The sequence below is a fragment of the Aeromicrobium sp. genome, assembly GCF_050700635.1.
Classification (GTDB): domain Bacteria; phylum Actinomycetota; class Actinomycetes; order Propionibacteriales; family Nocardioidaceae; genus Aeromicrobium.
Genome location: NZ_JBOHDT010000083.1, coordinates 1 through 15,845, shown reverse-complemented (window position 1 = coordinate 15,845; position 15,845 = coordinate 1). Strand labels below are relative to the sequence as shown.

Below are 15,845 nucleotides of genomic sequence, written 5' to 3'. Positions count from 1 at the left end.
GCAGCTCGATGGCGATGCGCAGCAGGGCGCCCTCGTCGAACGCGTTGACGTGGGTGCTGAACGGCCGGGCCGCGGCGCCGCCGTTGGTGTGCTGCAGCACCGGGGTCTCGACCTCGATGTACTCCTGCGCGTCCAGCGTGGCCCGCAGCGACTGCAGCACCTTGGCCTTGACCCGGACGTTCTCGCGCGCCTCCGGCCGGACGATGAGGTCGACGTACCGCATCCGGCTGCGGGCCTCGTCGGACAGCGGCTTGTGCTCGACCGGCAGCGGCCGCACCGTCTTGGCCGCGAGAGTCCACTCGGTGGCCATCACCGACAGCTCGCCGCGCCGGCTGGTGACGACCTCGCCGGTGACGGCCAGGTGGTCGCCGATGTCGACGACGTGCTTGAACTCGGCCAGCCGCTCCTCACCGACCGCATCGAGCGAGAGCATGGCCTGCAGCTCGGTGCCGTCGCCCTCGCGGAGGCGGACGAAGCAGAGCTTGCCGGTGTTGCGCAGGTGGATGACGCGCCCCGTGACCGAGACGGTCTCAGCGGTCTGCACGTCCGGCCCGAGTGCCTCGGCGTCGTGCGTCTCGACCACCTGCCGCAGCGTGTGGGTGCGGGCGACCGTGACGGGATACGGTTCCTCGCCGCGTTCGATGAGCTGCCGGCGCTTCTCGCGACGCACCCGCATCTGCTCGGGGAGGTCGTCGGTGTCGTCGCTCACGAGCAGCAAGCCTAGGGCGTGTCTCCTCGTTCCGGTCCGACAGGGCGCGTGGTGTCCGCGCTCGGATGGCAAGGCAAAGGAGGATGCAGCCTGAGACGCGATTCGCGGCCGCACCGCCGTCGGCCGTAGAGTCGGGATGCCCCTGCCCTCGCGAGAAGGAGTCCTTCGTGCCAGACGTCGCCCCGCTACCGGAGCGAGCCCGGCTGTTCCACGTCGGCATCCCCAAGTCCGGAACCACGTCGCTGCAGATGGCGGCGAGTGCCGGCCGCGAGACGCTGCGGGCGAACGGAGTGCTCTACCCGGGCACGAAGCTCAACCAGCGCGACGCCGTCCTCGGTTTCATGGAGCGGCGATGGGGCTGGACGTCCGCGGGCATCCCGCCGCGACGGTACTGGGACGAGGTGATGGCGGAGATCGAGGCTGACACCGAGCGCCGGGTCCTGTTCGGCCACGAGTTCGCCTCCGAGTCCAACGCCGAGACGGCTAAGCGGTTCATCGACGCGATCGGCGAGCGCACGCACGTCGTCGTCACCCTGCGGAGCCCGGGGACCATCCTGCCGTCCGCTTGGCAGCAGTACGTGAAGGCCGGCGTGCCGATCGCGTTCGACGACTGGCTCGGCTCGGTCATCGCCGACCCGCCCGACCGCAACGTCACCAAGGGCTTCCACGACCGCAACGACCAGGCCGGCGTCGTTCAGCGCTGGGCCGAAGCCGCCGGCGCTGATCGCGTCACCGTCGTCGTGCTCGACAAGAGGCGTCCGGAGCTGTTGTACGGCACTTTCGAGCAGTTGCTCGACCTGCCGTCCGGCACCCTCGCGGCGCAGGAACTCGGTGGGTTCGCCTCCAACCGCGGGCTCAGCGTCCCCGAAGCCGAGCTCTTCCTGGCGCTGAACGAGGTCATCAGGCCCAACGACGTCCAGTGGCCCGACTTCCAGCGGATGGTCCGCAACGGCGCCATCCGCCGCATCATGGAGTCGCGTGATGCCGGGGAGGAAAAGCTGCAGCTGCCGCCGTGGGCGGTCAAGCGTGCCGCCGAGATCGGCGCGGGCTACGCGGACGCGATCGCCGCCACTGGCGTGCAGGTGGTCGGCAACCTCGCCCAGCTCGCGGAGGAGGTGCCACCGCGCCCACACGATGATCCCCCGCCGAACCACATCCCGGTCGAGCTGGCCGCTGAGGCCTTGGCCGGGATGCTGTCGGCTGCCACGTCACGCGGCGCCTTCTTCGACCCAGTCGTCGACGACAAGAGCGTCGAGAAGAGCGTCGACAAGAGCGAGGAGCGCGCCGTGGCGATGCGCCGGGCCAAGGTCAAGCGGATGGCCCGGAAATCCACGACCAAGGAGGTCGTCTGGTTTGCCACCGGCTTCATCGGCGCCAAGTTGCAGAAGCTGATTCGCATGATTAGTAGGAGGTGACCGTGTCCGACGACCTCGAGCTCCCGGCGAGAACGCGCCTCTTCCACATCGGTATCCCGAAGTCGGGCACCACGTCGCTGCAGGCCGCAGCGCGAGCGAGTCGCGACGCCCTGCGCAAGAACGGGGTCCTCTACCCCGGGTTCGACACCAACCACCGCACGGCCGTGCTCAGCTTCATGGGGCGCCGCTGGGGCACACCCGGCGAGCCAGCGCCACCGCCGGAGCACTGGGACGACCTCATGGAGGAGATCGAGGCCGAGACCCGCCGCCGCATCTTCATCACGCACGAGTTCGCCTCGGAGTCCGACGATGAGATGGCGGCCCGGTTCGTCGACACCCTCGGCGAACACACCCACGTCGTCGTCACACTGCGCAGTCTCGGCGCGATCCTGCCGTCGGCGTGGCAGCAGTACGTCAAGACCGGTGTCTCCATGAGGTTCGACAAGTGGTTGGAGGCCGTGCTCGGAGACCCGCCGGACGATAGCGTCACTAGCACGTATCACCGCCGCAACGACCAGGGCGGCGTGGTCAGCCGCTGGGCGAAGGTGGCCGGACCGGACCGGGTGACCGTCGTCATCCTCGACCGCGAACACCCAAGGCTGCTGTTCGACAGCTTCGAGTCCATGCTGGGCGTACCGCAGGGCACGCTCGTCGAGCAGGAGATGGGCGGGTTCGCCAGCAACCGCGGCCTTACAGTGCCGGAGGTCGAGCTGTTCCGCGCCTTCAACCGGGTCATCAAGCCGTACGGGGTCGGCTGGGAGCTTTATCAGCGCACGGTCCGCCAGGGCGCCCTGGGGCGGGTGATGGAGTTCCAGGACGGGAGCAAAGACCGCCTGCGGCTGCCCGCCTGGGCGGTGGAGCGCGCATCTGAGAAGGGTGCAGGCTACGCCGAGGCGATCGCGACCTCAGGCGTCCGGGTCGTCGGCGACCTCCAGACCCTGGCCGAGGAGGTGCCGGCCCGCGCAGACGACGCGGCCCTGCCGACGATGGTCCCGATCGATCTCGCCGCGGACGCCCTCGCCGGCATGTACTCCGCCGCAGCATGGCGCGGACCGTTCTTCGGCGTGATCGACCGGCACGGCGAAGAACAGGAGAAGGCGCTGCGGATGGCGCGGGTGAAGCGCGAGTCGAGCCGCTTCACCACTCGTGAGCTCATCAGCCTCGGCTTCTGGTTCCTTGGACTAAGGGCTCGAAAGCTACTGCGGAGGATCCGTCGCCGCTGACGCCCCTCAGTCGTGGTTCTTCTCGTGGACGAGGCGGAGGCCGGTGAGGGTGAGGAACGGGTCGCGGGCGGTGATGGTCTGGCAGTGGTCGACGACGGCTTCGGGAAAGTCGCCCGTCACGACGACCGAGACATGGTCGGGGTCCGCGCCCATCGCCTCGATCATTCGATGCACGATGCCGTCGACCTGACCGGCGAATCCGTAGACGACGCCGGACTGCACGGCTTCGACGGTGTTCTTGCCGATCACGCCTCGTGGGCTGGCGAGCTCGACGCTGCGCAGCTGGGCACCGCGACGGGCGAGGGCCTCCAGCGAGATCTCGACCCCCGGAGCGATCGCCCCGCCGAGGTAGGCGCCCTTCTCGTCGACCACGTCGAAGATCGTGGCGGTGCCGTTCATGTCCACGACGATGGCCGGCCCGCCGTACACTTGGGAGACGGCGAGGGCGTTGACGATCCGGTCGGCACCGACCTCACGCGGGTTGTCGGTGTTGATCGGCACACCGGTCTTGACGCCCGGCCCGACGATCGAGACCGGGGCCTTGGCGTAGTACCGGTCGATCATCTCCCGGATCTCCAACAGGATCGCCGGCACGGTGCAGCACACGCTCACTGCCGTCACCTCGGCGAGAGTCGTGCGGGTGACGAGCCCCTGCAGCACGAGATACCACTCGTCAGAGGTGCGCCTGACGTCCGACTGCACGGTCCAATGAGCCGTCAGCTCCTCGTCCTTGAAGATCCCGAGCGCCGTGTGGCTGTTGCTGATGTCCATCGTCAGCAGCGACATGGCTCAGCTCCGCACGGACGGATTGTGGGTGACGTCGCCACGCATGAGGCCCGATCCGGGGAGCGCCTCCGCCGGGTCGGTGCCCGTGCCGATGATGTGGTTCTCGGAGTCGACGAACACCACGTGCGGCTCGAGCTCGCGGGCCTCGGCATCCTCCATCTGTGCGTAGGCGATGAGGATGACGAGGTCGCCCGGGTGCACGAGGCGAGCTGCGGCGCCGTTGATGCCGATCACACCCGAGCCGCGCTCGCCGGCGATCGTGTACGTCTCGAGGCGGGCGCCGTTGTCGATGTCGACGATGTGGACGAGCTCGCCGGGCAGCAGGTCCGCGGCGTCGAGCAGGTCCTGGTCGACGGTGACCGATCCGACGTAGTGCAGGTCGGCCTGCGTCACGGTGGCGCGGTGGATCTTGGACTTCATCATCGTGCGCATCATGGTCATCCACTCCCCATTGTGAGCCCGACGTTGTCGAGCAGGCGCGGCTTGCCGACCCGTGCCGCGATCAGCAGTCGGGCCTCCTGACCCGGTGCGGGTTCGCCCAGGTCGGGGTTCGTGAGTGTCAGGTAGTCGAGATCGACGGGAACGCCGTCGACGACGCGGTGTGCGGCGGCGAGCACGGCCTCCGGGCCGTCGGGCGCGCTGGCGGCACCCGCACGGAGCGCGCGGTACAGCACGCTCGCGTGCTCCCGCTCGACCGGTGAGAGGTATGCGTTGCGCGAGCTCATGGCGAGCCCGTCGGCCTCACGTACCGTGGGGCAGCCCTGCACATCGACGTCGAGGCACAGTGCCTGCGTCATCTGCCGGATGAGCACGAGCTGCTGGTAGTCCTTCTCGCCAAAGACGGCGACGTCGGGCCGCACCAGGCCGAACAGCTTGGCGACCACGGTGAGTACGCCCCGGAAATGGCCCGGACGGACGGCCCCCTCGAGGACGGAGCCGAGTGGTCCTGGGTCGACGAACACGGTCGTGTCGGTTCCGGTCGGGTACATCGTCTCGACGGTGGGTGCGAAAACGACGTCGACGCCCGCCTCGTCGCTACGCTCGAGATCGGCATCGAAGGTTCGCGGGTACTCATCGAGGTCCTCCCCCGGCCCGAACTGCGTCGGGTTGACGAAGATCGACGCGACGAGCGTGTCTCCGAGCGGTCGTGCGTGCTTGAGCAGCTGGACATGACCGTCGTGCAATGCCCCCATCGTGGGGACGAACGACACCGCCCCGTCACCGCGGGCAACAGCCAGGTCGGCACGCGTGCGCGCCACCGTGAGGTCGGTCATGAGACGCCCACGGCGGACTCGGCCAGCGCGTCCCACTCGGCCTCAGTGAGCACCTGGCGGATGTCGCGCGCGCTCTGCGGCGACAGGCGGCCGTCGAGCTCGGCCCGTCGCGTGGTGGCCCGCGCGAGGGCGAGGTACGTATCGCTGATGTCGGAGTCGGCGGCCAAGGCGTCCGCATGCGCGCGGATGGTCGTGACGTCGCCGCGAACCACAGGTCCGGTCAGGGCAGCGTCACCGAAGTCGAGGACGTTGTCGAGCGCAGCGCCCAGCAGCGGGCGCAGCACGGCGGCGGGATCGGTGGACCCGGCCTGACGGAGCAGGTCCATCGACTGTGCCACCAGGGTGACGAGGTGGTTGGCGCCGTGCGCCAGCGCAGAGTGGTACAGGGTGCGGTCGGCCTCGTCGACCCACATCGGGGTGCCGCCGAGATCAGCCACCAGTTCCTCGGCGAGGGCGCGCTCGGCCGTAGCTGCGGTGAGGCCGAAGACGCAGGTGCGATCGAGGTCGACATCGGTGCCGGTGAACGTCATGGCGGGGTGGAACGCGATGGTGCGTGCGCCGGCTCGGGCGAGCGCAGCGAGGGCGTCGGTGCCGTGCCGGCCGCTGGTGTGCAGCACCACCTGCCTGGGACGGACGACGGAGGCGAGCTCCTCGGCCACCCGGATGAGCGCGTCGTCGGGAACGGCCAGAAGGAGGACGTCGCCGCGTGCGGCGACCTCGGCGGGCGCGAGCACCTCGACACTGTGTCCATCGATCGGGGGCAGGAGGGTCTGGATGCGCAGCTGCGAAGCGGGCGAGCGGCCGCTCACACCCACGATCGGGTGGCCGACAGCACGGAACTTTGCGGCGAGGACGGAACCGACTCTGCCGGCTCCGATGACGCCGATGGAGAGACGCGTCATGCGTTGGTGCCTTTCGTTCCAGTCCCGCGAGGGGTACCAGACAATTGGACGCCTCCAGTCTACGTGCGCCCATGACGGCACCACCAGCCGACGGCCGCGTGGAACACGTCACATCTGCGTACGCTGATCGGCATGCCCAGACCGTGGCGCGACGCCTGGCACGACGCGCTCTACGGCCCCGGCGGTTTCTTCATGCACTCGCGTCCCTCTGACCACTTCCGCACCTCAGTGACCTCGTCCGACGTGTTTGCGCAGGCCATCGCGCGACTCGCGCGCGAAGCGGGGCTGGACGCAGTCGTCGATCTCGGTGCCGGCGGTGGTGAGCTGCTCGGCCGGCTGCACGGCATCGACGCCACGCTGCGACTCACCGGGGTGGAGCTGGCGCCCAGACCCGACCTTCCCGCCGGCATCGAGTGGGCCGACGAGCTGCCGGCCTCGATCGAGGGGCTCCTGATCGCGCACGAGTGGCTCGACAACATCCCGTGCGACGTCGTCGAGGTCGACGACGGCGGTGTCGCGCGCCACGTCGAGGTAGACCCGGACACCGGTCGCGAGACCCTCGGAGGGCCGGTTGAGTCCGCCTGGCTCGACCGGTGGTGGCCGCTGGGCGAACCCGGGAGCCGAGCCGAGATCGGAGAGCCGCGGGACGACGCGTGGGCGGACGCGGTCGGCCGGGTGCACGGCGTTGCGCTGGCGGTCGACTACGGCCACATGGCCGACGCGCGTCCACCATTCGGCAGCCTCGCGTCGTTCGCAGGCGGTCAGGAGGTCGACGTCGTGCCCGACGGCAGCCGCGACGTCACCGCGCACGTCGCCGTCGATGCAGCAGCGGCGCGGGTCGGCGCCACCCTGGAGCGTCAGCGCGACGCGCTCGCCCGGCTGGGGATCGACGGCACCCGCCCGCCGCTCGACCTCGCCACCGCCGACCCCAGCGCGTACATGACCGCGCTCGCCCGTGCGTCCGAGTCCGCCGAGCTGCGGGCCAAGGGTGGCTGGGGCGACTTCTGGTGGCTGATGACCGACAACCGGCCGAGAACTGGCATGGAAGACTGAGGCTCATGGCTCAGCCGCGCGAGGTGACCGCCGCCGTCGGCACCGGGTTCGCCACCACCGACATGGTGCTCAACATCGGGCCCCAGCATCCGGCCACCCACGGGGTCCTGCGCCTCCGGCTCACCCTCGACGGCGAACGCGTCGTGCACTGCGAGCCGATCATCGGCTACATGCACCGCGGCGTCGAGAAGCTCTTCGAGGTGCGCGACTACCGCCAGATCATCGTGCTCGCGAATCGCCACGACTGGCTCAGCGCGTTCAGCTCCGAGCTCGGTGTCGCGATGGCGGTCGAGGACATGCTCGGCATGGAGGTGCCCGAACGCGCGACGTGGATCCGGACGCTGCTGGCCGAGCTGAACCGGGTGCTCAACCACCTGATGTTCCTCGGCTCCTATCCGCTCGAGCTGGGCGCGATCACGCCGATCTTCTACGCCTTCCGCGAGCGCGAGACGCTGCAGGAGGTCATGGAGGAGATCTCCGGCGGACGCATGCACTACATGTTCAACCGCGTCGGCGGTCTCAAGGAGGACATCCCGGCCGGCTGGCCGGGTCGGGCGACGGCCGCGGTCACCGCGGTGCGGACGCGGCTGGCCGAGATCGAGGATCTCGTGCTCGGCAACGAGATCTTCGCCGCGCGCACCAAGGGGGTCGGCTTCCTCTCGCCCGAGCTCGTGCACGCCTACGGCGTATCCGGGCCGATCTCCCGGGCGTCCGGCGTCGACATTGACCTGCGTCGCGACGAGCCGTACCTGGCCTACGGTGAGCTCGCCGACACGCTCCGCGTCCCGACCCGCACCGACGGTGACTGCTACGCCCGATTCTCGGTGCTGCTCGAGCAGGCCAAGGTGTCGCTCGATTTGGCCGACGCCTGCCTCGCCCGGATCGCCGAGCTCGAGCCCGGACCGGTGAACGTCCGGCTGCCCAAGATCCTCAAGGCCCCGGAGGGCTCGACCTACGTCTGGACCGAGAATCCGCTCGGGCTCAACGGCTACTACCTCGTCTCGCGTGGCGAGAAGACGCCCTGGCGGCTCAAGCTGCGCACGGCGTCGTTCAACAACGTCGCGGTGCTGCCCGAGATCGTCGGCGGCTGCGTGGTGGCCGACCTCGTCGCGGTGCTCGGCTCGATGTTCTTCGTCGTCGGCGACATCGACAAGTAGCGCCCCGAGCGGCGCAATCCCACCCGCGAGTGGCGCAGAATGGCGCGACACGCCGTCTTGGAATCGCCACTCCGCGCCACTTGCGGCCCGATCTGCGCCACTCGGTGGTCGCTGCCTAAGGTCGAGAGCATGACCGCCGAGCCCGTGACCCGCACCCCGTCCGCCCTCGACGAGCTCAGCGACGCCTGGCTGGAGACGATGCTCGAGCACGAGCCGGAGTGGCACGTCGAGCTCGGGCGGCCGGGCCGGGAGGGCGAGTACTCCGACCTGTCGCCCGACGGACACCAGGCGCGTGCCGATGCCACCCGCGCGATGCTGGCCCGCGTCGACGCCGCCACCCCGGCCGACCCGGTCGACGGGGTCACGAAGCTGGAGCTCCAGCGCGTTCTCGGGCTCGAGATCGAGCAGCACGATGCCGGCTTCTGGCGCACCGACCTGAACGTCATCGAGTCGCCCGTCCAGAACCTCCGTGCAGTCTTCGATCTCATGCCCACCGACACCGTCGACGACTGGAGCGGCATCGCTCTTCGGCTGCGCAACCTGCCGGCCGCTGTCGACGGCTATCTCGCGTCGCTGCAGGCCGGTATCGACGCGGGCGACACACCGGCCGTGCGTCAGGTGCAGGAGGTCGCCGACCAGGCGTCGCGTCACGCTGACGCCGACGGATTCTTCGCCACGCTGGTGCAGCGCGGCACGGCCTCGGAGCTGCCGGCATCACTCGTGGCAGACCTCGAAGCCGGAGCCGTCGGAGCCGCGCAGTCGTACGACGAGCTGGTGCGGTTCCTTCGCGAGGAGCTGGCGCCGCACGCCCGCGAGAAGGACGCCGTGGGACCGGACGTCTACGCCCTGGCCTCGCGCGGATTCGTCGGCACGGCGGTCGACCTCGACGAGACCTACGAGTGGGGCCTCGACGAGCTCGGCCGGATGGTGGCAGAGCAGGAGTCGATCGCCCGCGAGATCGTGCCCGGGGGCACCGTCGACGACGCCGTCGCGCACCTCGACGGCGACCCTTCGCGGCGTCTGCACGGCACCGACGACCTGCAGGCCTGGATGCAGCGGACGAGCGACCGCGTCGTCGACGAGCTCGGCCGCAGCCACTTCCACATCCCGGAACCGATGCGTCGGCTGGAGTGCCTCATCGCACCCACCCAGGAGGGCGGCATCTACTACACACCGCCGAGCGAGGACTTCGCGCGCTCCGGCCGGATGTGGTGGAGCGTCCCGGAGGGCATCACCGAGTTCTCTCCCTGGCGCGAGCTGACGACCGTCTTCCACGAGGGCGTACCGGGCCACCACCTCCAGTGCGGTCTGGCTGTGTGGAACCGAGCCGACCTCAACGCCTGGCGCCGGAGCGCCAACTGGAACTCGGGCCACGGCGAGGGTTGGGCACTGTACGCCGAGCGCCTGATGGCCGACCTCGGCTACCTCGACGATCCCGCCGACCGACTCGGCATGCTCGACGGTCAGCGCATGCGGGCGGCCCGCGTCGTGCTCGACATCGGCGTCCACCTCGAGAAGCGGCTGCCCGACGGCTCGGACCGCTGGACGGGCGACATGGCGTTCGGGTTCATGGCCCGGCACGCGAACCTCAACGAGCCGCTGCTCCGGTTCGAAGCGAACCGTTATCTCGGCTGGCCAGGTCAGGCACCGTCCTACAAGGTCGGTCAACGGCTGTGGGAGCAGGTGCGCGACGACGCGCATGCAGCGGCCGGCGGCGCGTGGGATGTGAAGGAGTTTCACCGCCGCGCCCTTGCCCTCGGCAGCGTCGGACTCGGCACGCTCCGCGCAGCGCTGCTCTCCTAGGCTGGCGTGGCGTCGGGGGCGGTCTCGTCGTCGTGGTCCTCGGGCAGGCGGCAGGCGCGTTCGAGCAGCAGGGCGGCAATGACGAGTAGTAGCCCCGCAGCGGCGGCGGCGGCCCCGTTCAGCGCACGCTCCTCGCCCAGGGGGGTGTCGAGGTCGCCGAGGAAGGTGATGGCGAAACCGGCGTAGCCGCCGGCGAACAACGCACCGACGATGACACACGAGCGTGAGAGCGCGAGCATCTTGACGCCGTGGTCGGAGGTCATCCGCTGCTTCTTCTTGTGCAGGCTCTGCCACGTGCTCCAGGCCAGCGCACCCACGATGAGGGCGACGACGAACAAGGTGGTGGCCGCCCCCCAGCCCACACGTGGCGGACTGGCGTCGAGACGCACCGAGACCGGACGCACCAGGAGACCGAGCACCAGACCGGTCGTGACCATCGCCACGACGAGGAAGGCGGACGTGCGCCGGAGCTCGGGTCTCACAAAATGATCTCGAGGTCCTCGCGCTTGCTGACTCCGGAGGTGTCGACGTCGCCGATGAGGTCGGCGACGAATCCCTGACCGGGGATCTCACCCTCAGGATCGATCTCCAGCCACGGAACGAGCACGAAGCCACGCTCGTGCGCTCGTGGGTGGGGCAGCTTCAGCTGATCGTCGTCGCAGACGCGCTGGCCGACGACGAGGAGATCGACGTCGAGCGTGCGCGGGGCGCCCTTTTCGGATCGCTCGCGGCCGAAGGCGTCCTCGATGGCCAGCGCGCGGTCGAGCAGGGTGTGGACCGTGAGCGTGGTGTCGATGAGCACGATGGCGTTGAGGAACTTGCCCGAGTCGGCGGGGGCTTCGACCGGGTCCGTCTCGTAGACCGAGGAGATCGCGACGATGGTGACCTCCGGGGTGTCCTCGAGCGCGGCGACTGCACTCTGGAGCCGGTTGAGCCGTTCGCCGAGGTTCGAGCCGAGCGCCAGCACCGCCTGCCGGATCGGGCGCATGCCGCCGGTCATGGTGTCGGCGTCCAACACGTATGGAGTGGGCGACTCGGTCACTGCTTGCTCCGCTCTATCGTGACGCTGACGTCAGTGAACGTCACCGTGATGGGCGCTTCGGGCTTGTGCACCGTCACGCTAGCCCATCGCACATGGGGGCGTGCCAAGCACAAGTTCACCATACGTAGGGCGACCGACTCAATGAGGTCCACGGGCTCTCCGACGATGACGTCGTGGAGGTCCTGAGCCAGCTGGCCGTAGTCGACTGTGGCGGTCAGGTCGTCGCTCGATGCCGCGGGTTCGAGGTCGAGCCCCAGACTGACATCGGCGATGAACGTCTGCCCATCACGGCGTTCGTGGTCGAACACTCCGTGACGTCCGACCGCGGTGATCCCGCGCAGATCGATGCGATCGAGGCCCTCGGGAATGCTCATGGCTCCTCCGTCACTTCGATGTCGAGAACCGGCGAGGCGTGGCGCGACCAGAAGCGCCAGCCGCCCGAGCCGCTGCGGTCGCGCACCAGGATGCTGGTGCACAGGGCCTTGCCACCGGCGAACGACTCGACCGAGGCCATGCCCTCTCCGGACAGGATGTTCTCGGTGCACGTGACCACCGCGGTGTCGGGGTTGTCGGAGCCCGGCGGCATCGTGGTCACGGCGATGTCGGTGAGGAAGAACTGGATGTAGCCGACGTTCGCCATCAGGACCGTCCACGAGCGCAGCACCGCGTCGGTGCCCTTCAGCTGCTCGGCGCCAGGGTGGATGCACGACGTGTCGACGTCGTCGACCCAGAGCGAGGTCATCAGGTCGAGGTCGCCGGTCTCGACCGCGTCGTAGAAGGCTCGGTGTGTGCTGAGCACGTCCTTCACGACTCCTCCCCCAGCCGCGCGACCACCCGGACGGCGTCGGCCGTGGCAGCCGCCTCGTGCACCCGGACGCACCACGCGCCGGCGAGCGCACAGATCGCCGAGATCGCGGCCGTGGCAGCTTCGCGCTGGTGGGTGGGACGCAAGGCGTCAGCCGCGTCGGGTAGGAGCTCGCCGAGGAACCGCTTGCGACTGGCCGCGACGAGCACGGGGTAGCCGAGGGCGATGAACGCATCCAGGTGGGCCAGCACCGTCCAGTTCTGGTCGCCGGTCTTGGAGAATCCGAGCCCGGGGTCGATGACAACCTGCTCGCGCCGCACCCCGGCCGACAGCGCAGCCTCGACCTGCGCACTCAGCTCGCGTGCGACATCCGCGACGACGTCGTCGTACTGGGTGAGCTTCTGCATGGAATCGGCGTGCCCGCGCCAGTGCATCAGGACGATGGGTGCGCCCGAGCTCGCGGCCACGTGGGTCATGCGCTCGTCCGCCCGTCCGCCCGAGACGTCGTTGATGAGGGTGGCGCCGGCATCGAGCGCGCGTTCGGCGACGTCGGCGCGCATGGTGTCGACCGACACCGTGACACCCTCGGTCACCAGGCCTGTGACGACAGGGATGACGCGACGCAGCTCCTCCTCGGCGTCGATGCGCAGCGCGCCGGGCCGGGTGGACTCACCACCGACGTCGATGAGGTCGGCGCCCTCGGCGACGAGGTCGAGCCCGTGACGGACGGCCGTGTCGGCATCCAGCCACTTGCCGCCGTCGGAGAACGAGTCGGGCGTGACGTTGACCACTCCCATGACGCGGCAGCGTCCAGGTCCGAGTAGACCTGAGGTCACTCGTGACCCCTGGCGGTGATGAGGCCCATCGCCTCGGCACGGGTGGCGGGGTCGCGCAGCTGGCCGCGCACCGCACTGGTGATCGTCTTGGCGCCGCCCTTGCGCACCCCACGCATCGACATGCACAGGTGCTCGGCCACGATCACGACGATCACGCCGCGCGGCTCGAGGACCTCGGTGAGCGAGTCGGCGATCTCGGTGGTGAGCCGCTCCTGCACCTGCGGGCGCCGGGCGTAGATATCGACGAGGCGGGCGATCTTGGACAGCCCGGTGACGTGCCCGCCCTCACGAGGGATGTAGCCCACGTGGGCGAACCCGACGAACGGCACCAGGTGGTGCTCGCACAACGACCAGACCTCGATGTCCTTGACCAGCACGAGCTCCTCGTGGCCGACTTCGAACGACGCGGTGAGGACCTCGCGGGGGTCCTGATCCATTCCGGCCAGCAGCTCGACGTACGACTTGGCGACACGGCGCGGGGTTTGACGCAGCCCTTCGCGGTCAGGGTCCTCGCCGATCGCGATCAGCAGCTCGCGGACCGCTGCTTCGGCCCGTGGGAGGTCGACGCTCACGGTGCGCCTGGGGAAGGGGACTCCGGTGGCGGTGGTGGTGCAAGAGTCTCGCCCGCGATGTCGTCGTCGGGGGCGCCGGGCGGCGGTGCGTCCGGACCGGAGTCGGGGCCGATCACGATCCCGACCTCGGGGCGGCCGTTCGTCGAGCTCTCGACCGGCGGAACCGTGGACGGGACGCGGGTGTCCGAGCCGGTCCAGGCCGGACGGATCTGGCGACGGCGCAGCGGCTCGAAGATCTCCGCGACCTCGGCCTTGTCGAGTGTCTCCTTCTCGAGGAGCTCCTCGACGAGGGCGTCGAGCACGTCGCGGTTGTCGGAGAGGATGTCGAAGGCCTCCTGGTGGGCCTGCGAGATGAGCTTGTTGATCTCCTCGTCGACGATGGCGGCGACGGCCTCGGAGTAGTTGCGGGCATGCCCGATGTCGCGCCCGAGGAAGGGCTGACTCTCGTTCTCGCCCAGTCGGACCGCACCGAGGCGCTCGGTCATGCCGTACTGGGTGACCATGGCCCGGGCCAGCGTGGTGGCCTTCTCGATGTCGTTGCCCGCGCCGGTGGTCGGGTTGTGGAAGACGAGCTCCTCGGCGGCACGGCCGCCCATCATGTAGGCCAGCTTGTCGAGCAGCTCGGCCCGTGTCTGCGAGTACTTGTCCTCGTCGGGCAGCACCATCGTGTAGCCGAGTGCGCGGCCGCGGGGCAGGATCGTGATCTTGTGGACCGGGTCGCTCTGCGGCAGCGCGGCGGCGACCAGGGCGTGCCCGCCCTCGTGATAGGCGGTGATTGCGCGTTCCTTGTCGTTCATCAGGCGCGTGCGCTTCTGCGGGCCGGCCATGACGCGGTCTATGGCCTCGTCGAGCGAGGCGTCGGTGATGGTCTTCTGGTTGGTGCGTGCGGTGAGCAGCGCGGCCTCGTTGAGCACGTTGGCGAGGTCGGCGCCGCTGAAGCCCGGTGTCCGGCGGCCGACGGCCTGCAGGTCGACGCCCGCCGCGATCGGCTTGCCGCGAGCGTGCACGCGCAGGATCTGGGTGCGGCCCTGCAGGTCGGGCGCCTCGACACCGATCTGCCGGTCGAAGCGGCCCGGACGCAGCAGCGCCGGGTCGAGCACGTCAGGCCGGTTCGTTGCCGCGATGAGGATGACGCCGCCGCGGACGTCGAAACCGTCCATCTCGACGAGCAGCTGGTTGAGGGTCTGCTCGCGCTCGTCGTGGCCCCCGCCGAGCCCCGCGCCGCGGTGACGGCCGACCGCGTCGATCTCGTCCATGAACACGATCGAGGGAGAGTTCGCCTTCGCCTGCTCGAAGAGATCGCGTACGCGGCTGTTGTGGAGCAGGACGGGCTTCTCGCCGCCGAAGAAAGCCTCGTTGTCGCAGCCACAGAGGTCGTAGACGTAGCCGTTGTATGGCTTGCGCTCGATGCGGGTGATCACCGGCATCTTGTGCCGGTGATCACCGGGGTCGGCCGCGAACGGGTCGCTGATCTTGCCGATCGTGAGCTTCCAGTGATCGCCGTCGGGAAGCGCCTTCTTGCCCTCTTTGATGATGCGCCCGCCCTGCTGGCGCCCGTGGCCCACGCCGGTCTTGATCCCGTGCATGGAGCACAACCAGGCCAGCTCCTTGATGAGCTGATGGCTAGCCGAGCACATGACGAGTTTTCCCTCCGAGGACCGGTATCCGTCGCCCTTGAAGTAACCCTCCAGGTAGGCGAGGAAGTAGGGGCGAGGCAGATCCCACAGGAACTCGGGGACGTGCTTGTTGTGGCTGCCGGTGGCGCAGTGTCGTTCGAAGAACCGCCCCAGGACTGCGGAGTAATAGAGCAGCCTGGTCGTGTTCTGCTTCGTGTGGCGGATCGCCGGCTCGATCCCGAACAACTCGCGCATCAAGGCTGTGCAATCGGAGATGAGATCGTGCTCGTGGGACCCGAAGCAGAACTCGAGGCTCCCGTTGCACCGGCCCTCCGCCGTGTAGTAGCCGAGCAGCTTCATCAATGCGGGCGTGACGACGACGTCGGGCGGCAGGGTGGTCGTCGCAGCACTCGACAAGCCGCGCGGCTTGTGCACGCCGTTGATCCAGTTCCCCACGGTCCCCTGGCAGACGCCAACCTGCTCCGCGATCTTCTTCTGAGAGGTGGTCGGCGCGAGATCCAGTGCCTTGGCGTAGGCGATCTCGCGCTCCGCGTCGATCTCCTGAACGGGCAGGACCAACGGGGTGGTCGATCCATCGAAGCGATGCGCTCTGATCTCGTGCTTCGTCCCCTCGCCGGGCACGAACCCACGC

At 69.3% G+C, this 15,845-nt stretch carries 17 protein-coding genes; 5 read left to right on the top strand and 12 right to left on the bottom strand.

Features of this window, described 5'->3' with window-relative positions; all coding sequences use genetic code 11:
* Positions 1-709 (bottom strand): amino acid--tRNA ligase-related protein (locus ACRDPN_RS06450; protein WP_431446550.1); only part of this gene is annotated, 709 nt, incomplete at its 3' end.
* Positions 710-876: 167 nt separating this feature from the next.
* Between ACRDPN_RS06450 and ACRDPN_RS06445 the strand changes: the two genes are divergently transcribed.
* Positions 877-2,124, top strand: coding sequence for a hypothetical protein (locus ACRDPN_RS06445; protein WP_431446549.1), 1,248 nt, complete (start codon positions 877-879; stop codon positions 2,122-2,124).
* A gap of 2 nt (positions 2,125-2,126) precedes the next feature.
* Positions 2,127-3,347, top strand: coding sequence for a hypothetical protein (locus ACRDPN_RS06440; RefSeq protein WP_431446548.1), 1,221 nt, complete (start codon positions 2,127-2,129; stop codon positions 3,345-3,347).
* 6 nt (positions 3,348-3,353) lie between these two features.
* Here the strand turns inward: ACRDPN_RS06440 and ACRDPN_RS06435 are convergent, their stop codons facing one another.
* The 4 genes from ACRDPN_RS06435 to ACRDPN_RS06420 are packed head-to-tail and all read right to left on the bottom strand — an operon-like array spanning position 3,354 to position 6,309.
* Positions 3,354-4,133 (bottom strand): type III pantothenate kinase, encoded by a 780-nt coding sequence (locus tag ACRDPN_RS06435; RefSeq protein WP_431446547.1) that lies wholly within the window; start codon positions 4,131-4,133, stop codon positions 3,354-3,356.
* A gap of 3 nt (positions 4,134-4,136) precedes the next feature.
* Positions 4,137-4,568: an aspartate 1-decarboxylase gene (gene panD, locus ACRDPN_RS06430; RefSeq protein ID WP_431446552.1), complete on the bottom strand. Its 432-nt coding sequence runs from the start codon at positions 4,566-4,568 to the stop codon at positions 4,137-4,139.
* Between the two features lie 2 nt (positions 4,569-4,570).
* Positions 4,571-5,407 carry a pantoate--beta-alanine ligase gene (panC, locus tag ACRDPN_RS06425; protein ID WP_431446546.1) on the bottom strand — a complete coding sequence of 279 codons (837 nt, stop codon included), beginning with the start codon at positions 5,405-5,407 and terminating at the stop codon, positions 4,571-4,573.
* A complete protein-coding gene (locus ACRDPN_RS06420; protein WP_431446545.1) occupies positions 5,404-6,309 on the bottom strand; it encodes a Rossmann-like and DUF2520 domain-containing protein in 906 nt (301 codons plus the stop codon). The genes panC and ACRDPN_RS06420 overlap by 4 nt, the downstream gene beginning before the upstream one ends.
* 132 nt (positions 6,310-6,441) lie before the next feature.
* On the opposite strand from ACRDPN_RS06420, the gene ACRDPN_RS06415 reads away from it, so the two are divergent.
* The 3 genes from ACRDPN_RS06415 (at position 6,442) to ACRDPN_RS06405 (ending at position 10,322) form a co-directional block, all read left to right on the top strand.
* Positions 6,442-7,362 (top strand): SAM-dependent methyltransferase, encoded by a 921-nt coding sequence (locus ACRDPN_RS06415; RefSeq protein ID WP_431446544.1) that lies wholly within the window; start codon positions 6,442-6,444, stop codon positions 7,360-7,362.
* A gap of 5 nt (positions 7,363-7,367) precedes the next feature.
* The gene (locus ACRDPN_RS06410) at positions 7,368-8,519 is read left to right on the top strand and encodes an NADH-quinone oxidoreductase subunit D (RefSeq protein WP_431446543.1); all 1,152 of its coding nucleotides are present in this window, start codon (positions 7,368-7,370) and stop codon (positions 8,517-8,519) included.
* Between the two features lie 129 nt (positions 8,520-8,648).
* Positions 8,649-10,322: a DUF885 domain-containing protein gene (locus ACRDPN_RS06405; RefSeq protein WP_431446542.1), complete on the top strand. Its 1,674-nt coding sequence runs from the start codon at positions 8,649-8,651 to the stop codon at positions 10,320-10,322.
* Here ACRDPN_RS06405 and ACRDPN_RS06400 read toward each other — a convergent pair.
* The 7 genes from ACRDPN_RS06400 to ACRDPN_RS06370 are packed head-to-tail and all read right to left on the bottom strand — an operon-like array spanning position 10,319 to position 15,628.
* Complete coding sequence (locus ACRDPN_RS06400; RefSeq protein WP_431446541.1) at positions 10,319-10,804, bottom strand: DUF3180 domain-containing protein; 486 nt, start codon at positions 10,802-10,804, stop codon at positions 10,319-10,321. The two genes, ACRDPN_RS06405 and ACRDPN_RS06400, sit on opposite strands and share 4 nt — an antisense overlap.
* Positions 10,801-11,364 carry a 2-amino-4-hydroxy-6-hydroxymethyldihydropteridine diphosphokinase gene (folK, locus tag ACRDPN_RS06395; protein WP_431446540.1) on the bottom strand — a complete coding sequence of 188 codons (564 nt, stop codon included), beginning with the start codon at positions 11,362-11,364 and terminating at the stop codon, positions 10,801-10,803. The genes ACRDPN_RS06400 and folK overlap by 4 nt, the downstream gene beginning before the upstream one ends.
* Positions 11,361-11,738, bottom strand: a complete 378-nt coding sequence (gene folB / locus ACRDPN_RS06390) for a dihydroneopterin aldolase (RefSeq protein WP_431446539.1) — start codon at positions 11,736-11,738, stop codon at positions 11,361-11,363. The genes folK and folB overlap by 4 nt, the downstream gene beginning before the upstream one ends.
* The gene (locus tag ACRDPN_RS06385) at positions 11,735-12,172 is read right to left on the bottom strand and encodes a nuclear transport factor 2 family protein (RefSeq protein WP_431446538.1); all 438 of its coding nucleotides are present in this window, start codon (positions 12,170-12,172) and stop codon (positions 11,735-11,737) included. The genes folB and ACRDPN_RS06385 overlap by 4 nt, the downstream gene beginning before the upstream one ends.
* Positions 12,169-12,966, bottom strand: a complete 798-nt coding sequence (gene folP / locus ACRDPN_RS06380; protein ID WP_431446537.1) for a dihydropteroate synthase — start codon at positions 12,964-12,966, stop codon at positions 12,169-12,171. The genes ACRDPN_RS06385 and folP overlap by 4 nt, the downstream gene beginning before the upstream one ends.
* Before the next feature lie 35 nt (positions 12,967-13,001).
* Entirely contained in the window at positions 13,002-13,577 is a 576-nt protein-coding gene (gene folE / locus ACRDPN_RS06375) for a GTP cyclohydrolase I FolE (RefSeq protein ID WP_431446536.1), read from the bottom strand.
* Entirely contained in the window at positions 13,574-15,628 is a 2,055-nt protein-coding gene (locus ACRDPN_RS06370) for an AAA family ATPase (protein WP_431446551.1), read from the bottom strand. The genes folE and ACRDPN_RS06370 overlap by 4 nt, the downstream gene beginning before the upstream one ends.
* Positions 15,629-15,845: the final 217 nt, after the last annotated feature.

Coding starts and splice junctions, on each gene's coding strand:
- ACRDPN_RS06435 (WP_431446547.1), bottom strand. CDS start 4,133: ATGTCGCTGCTGACGATGGACATCAGCAACAGCCACACGGCGCTCGGG.
- panD (WP_431446552.1), bottom strand. CDS start 4,568: ATGATGCGCACGATGATGAAGTCCAAGATCCACCGCGCCACCGTGACG.
- panC (WP_431446546.1), bottom strand. CDS start 5,407: ATGACCGACCTCACGGTGGCGCGCACGCGTGCCGACCTGGCTGTTGCC.
- ACRDPN_RS06420 (WP_431446545.1), bottom strand. CDS start 6,309: ATGACGCGTCTCTCCATCGGCGTCATCGGAGCCGGCAGAGTCGGTTCC.
- ACRDPN_RS06415 (WP_431446544.1), top strand. CDS start 6,442: ATGCCCAGACCGTGGCGCGACGCCTGGCACGACGCGCTCTACGGCCCC.
- ACRDPN_RS06410 (WP_431446543.1), top strand. CDS start 7,368: ATGGCTCAGCCGCGCGAGGTGACCGCCGCCGTCGGCACCGGGTTCGCC.
- ACRDPN_RS06405 (WP_431446542.1), top strand. CDS start 8,649: ATGACCGCCGAGCCCGTGACCCGCACCCCGTCCGCCCTCGACGAGCTC.
- folB (WP_431446539.1), bottom strand. CDS start 11,738: ATGAGCATTCCCGAGGGCCTCGATCGCATCGATCTGCGCGGGATCACC.
- folP (WP_431446537.1), bottom strand. CDS start 12,966: ATGGGAGTGGTCAACGTCACGCCCGACTCGTTCTCCGACGGCGGCAAG.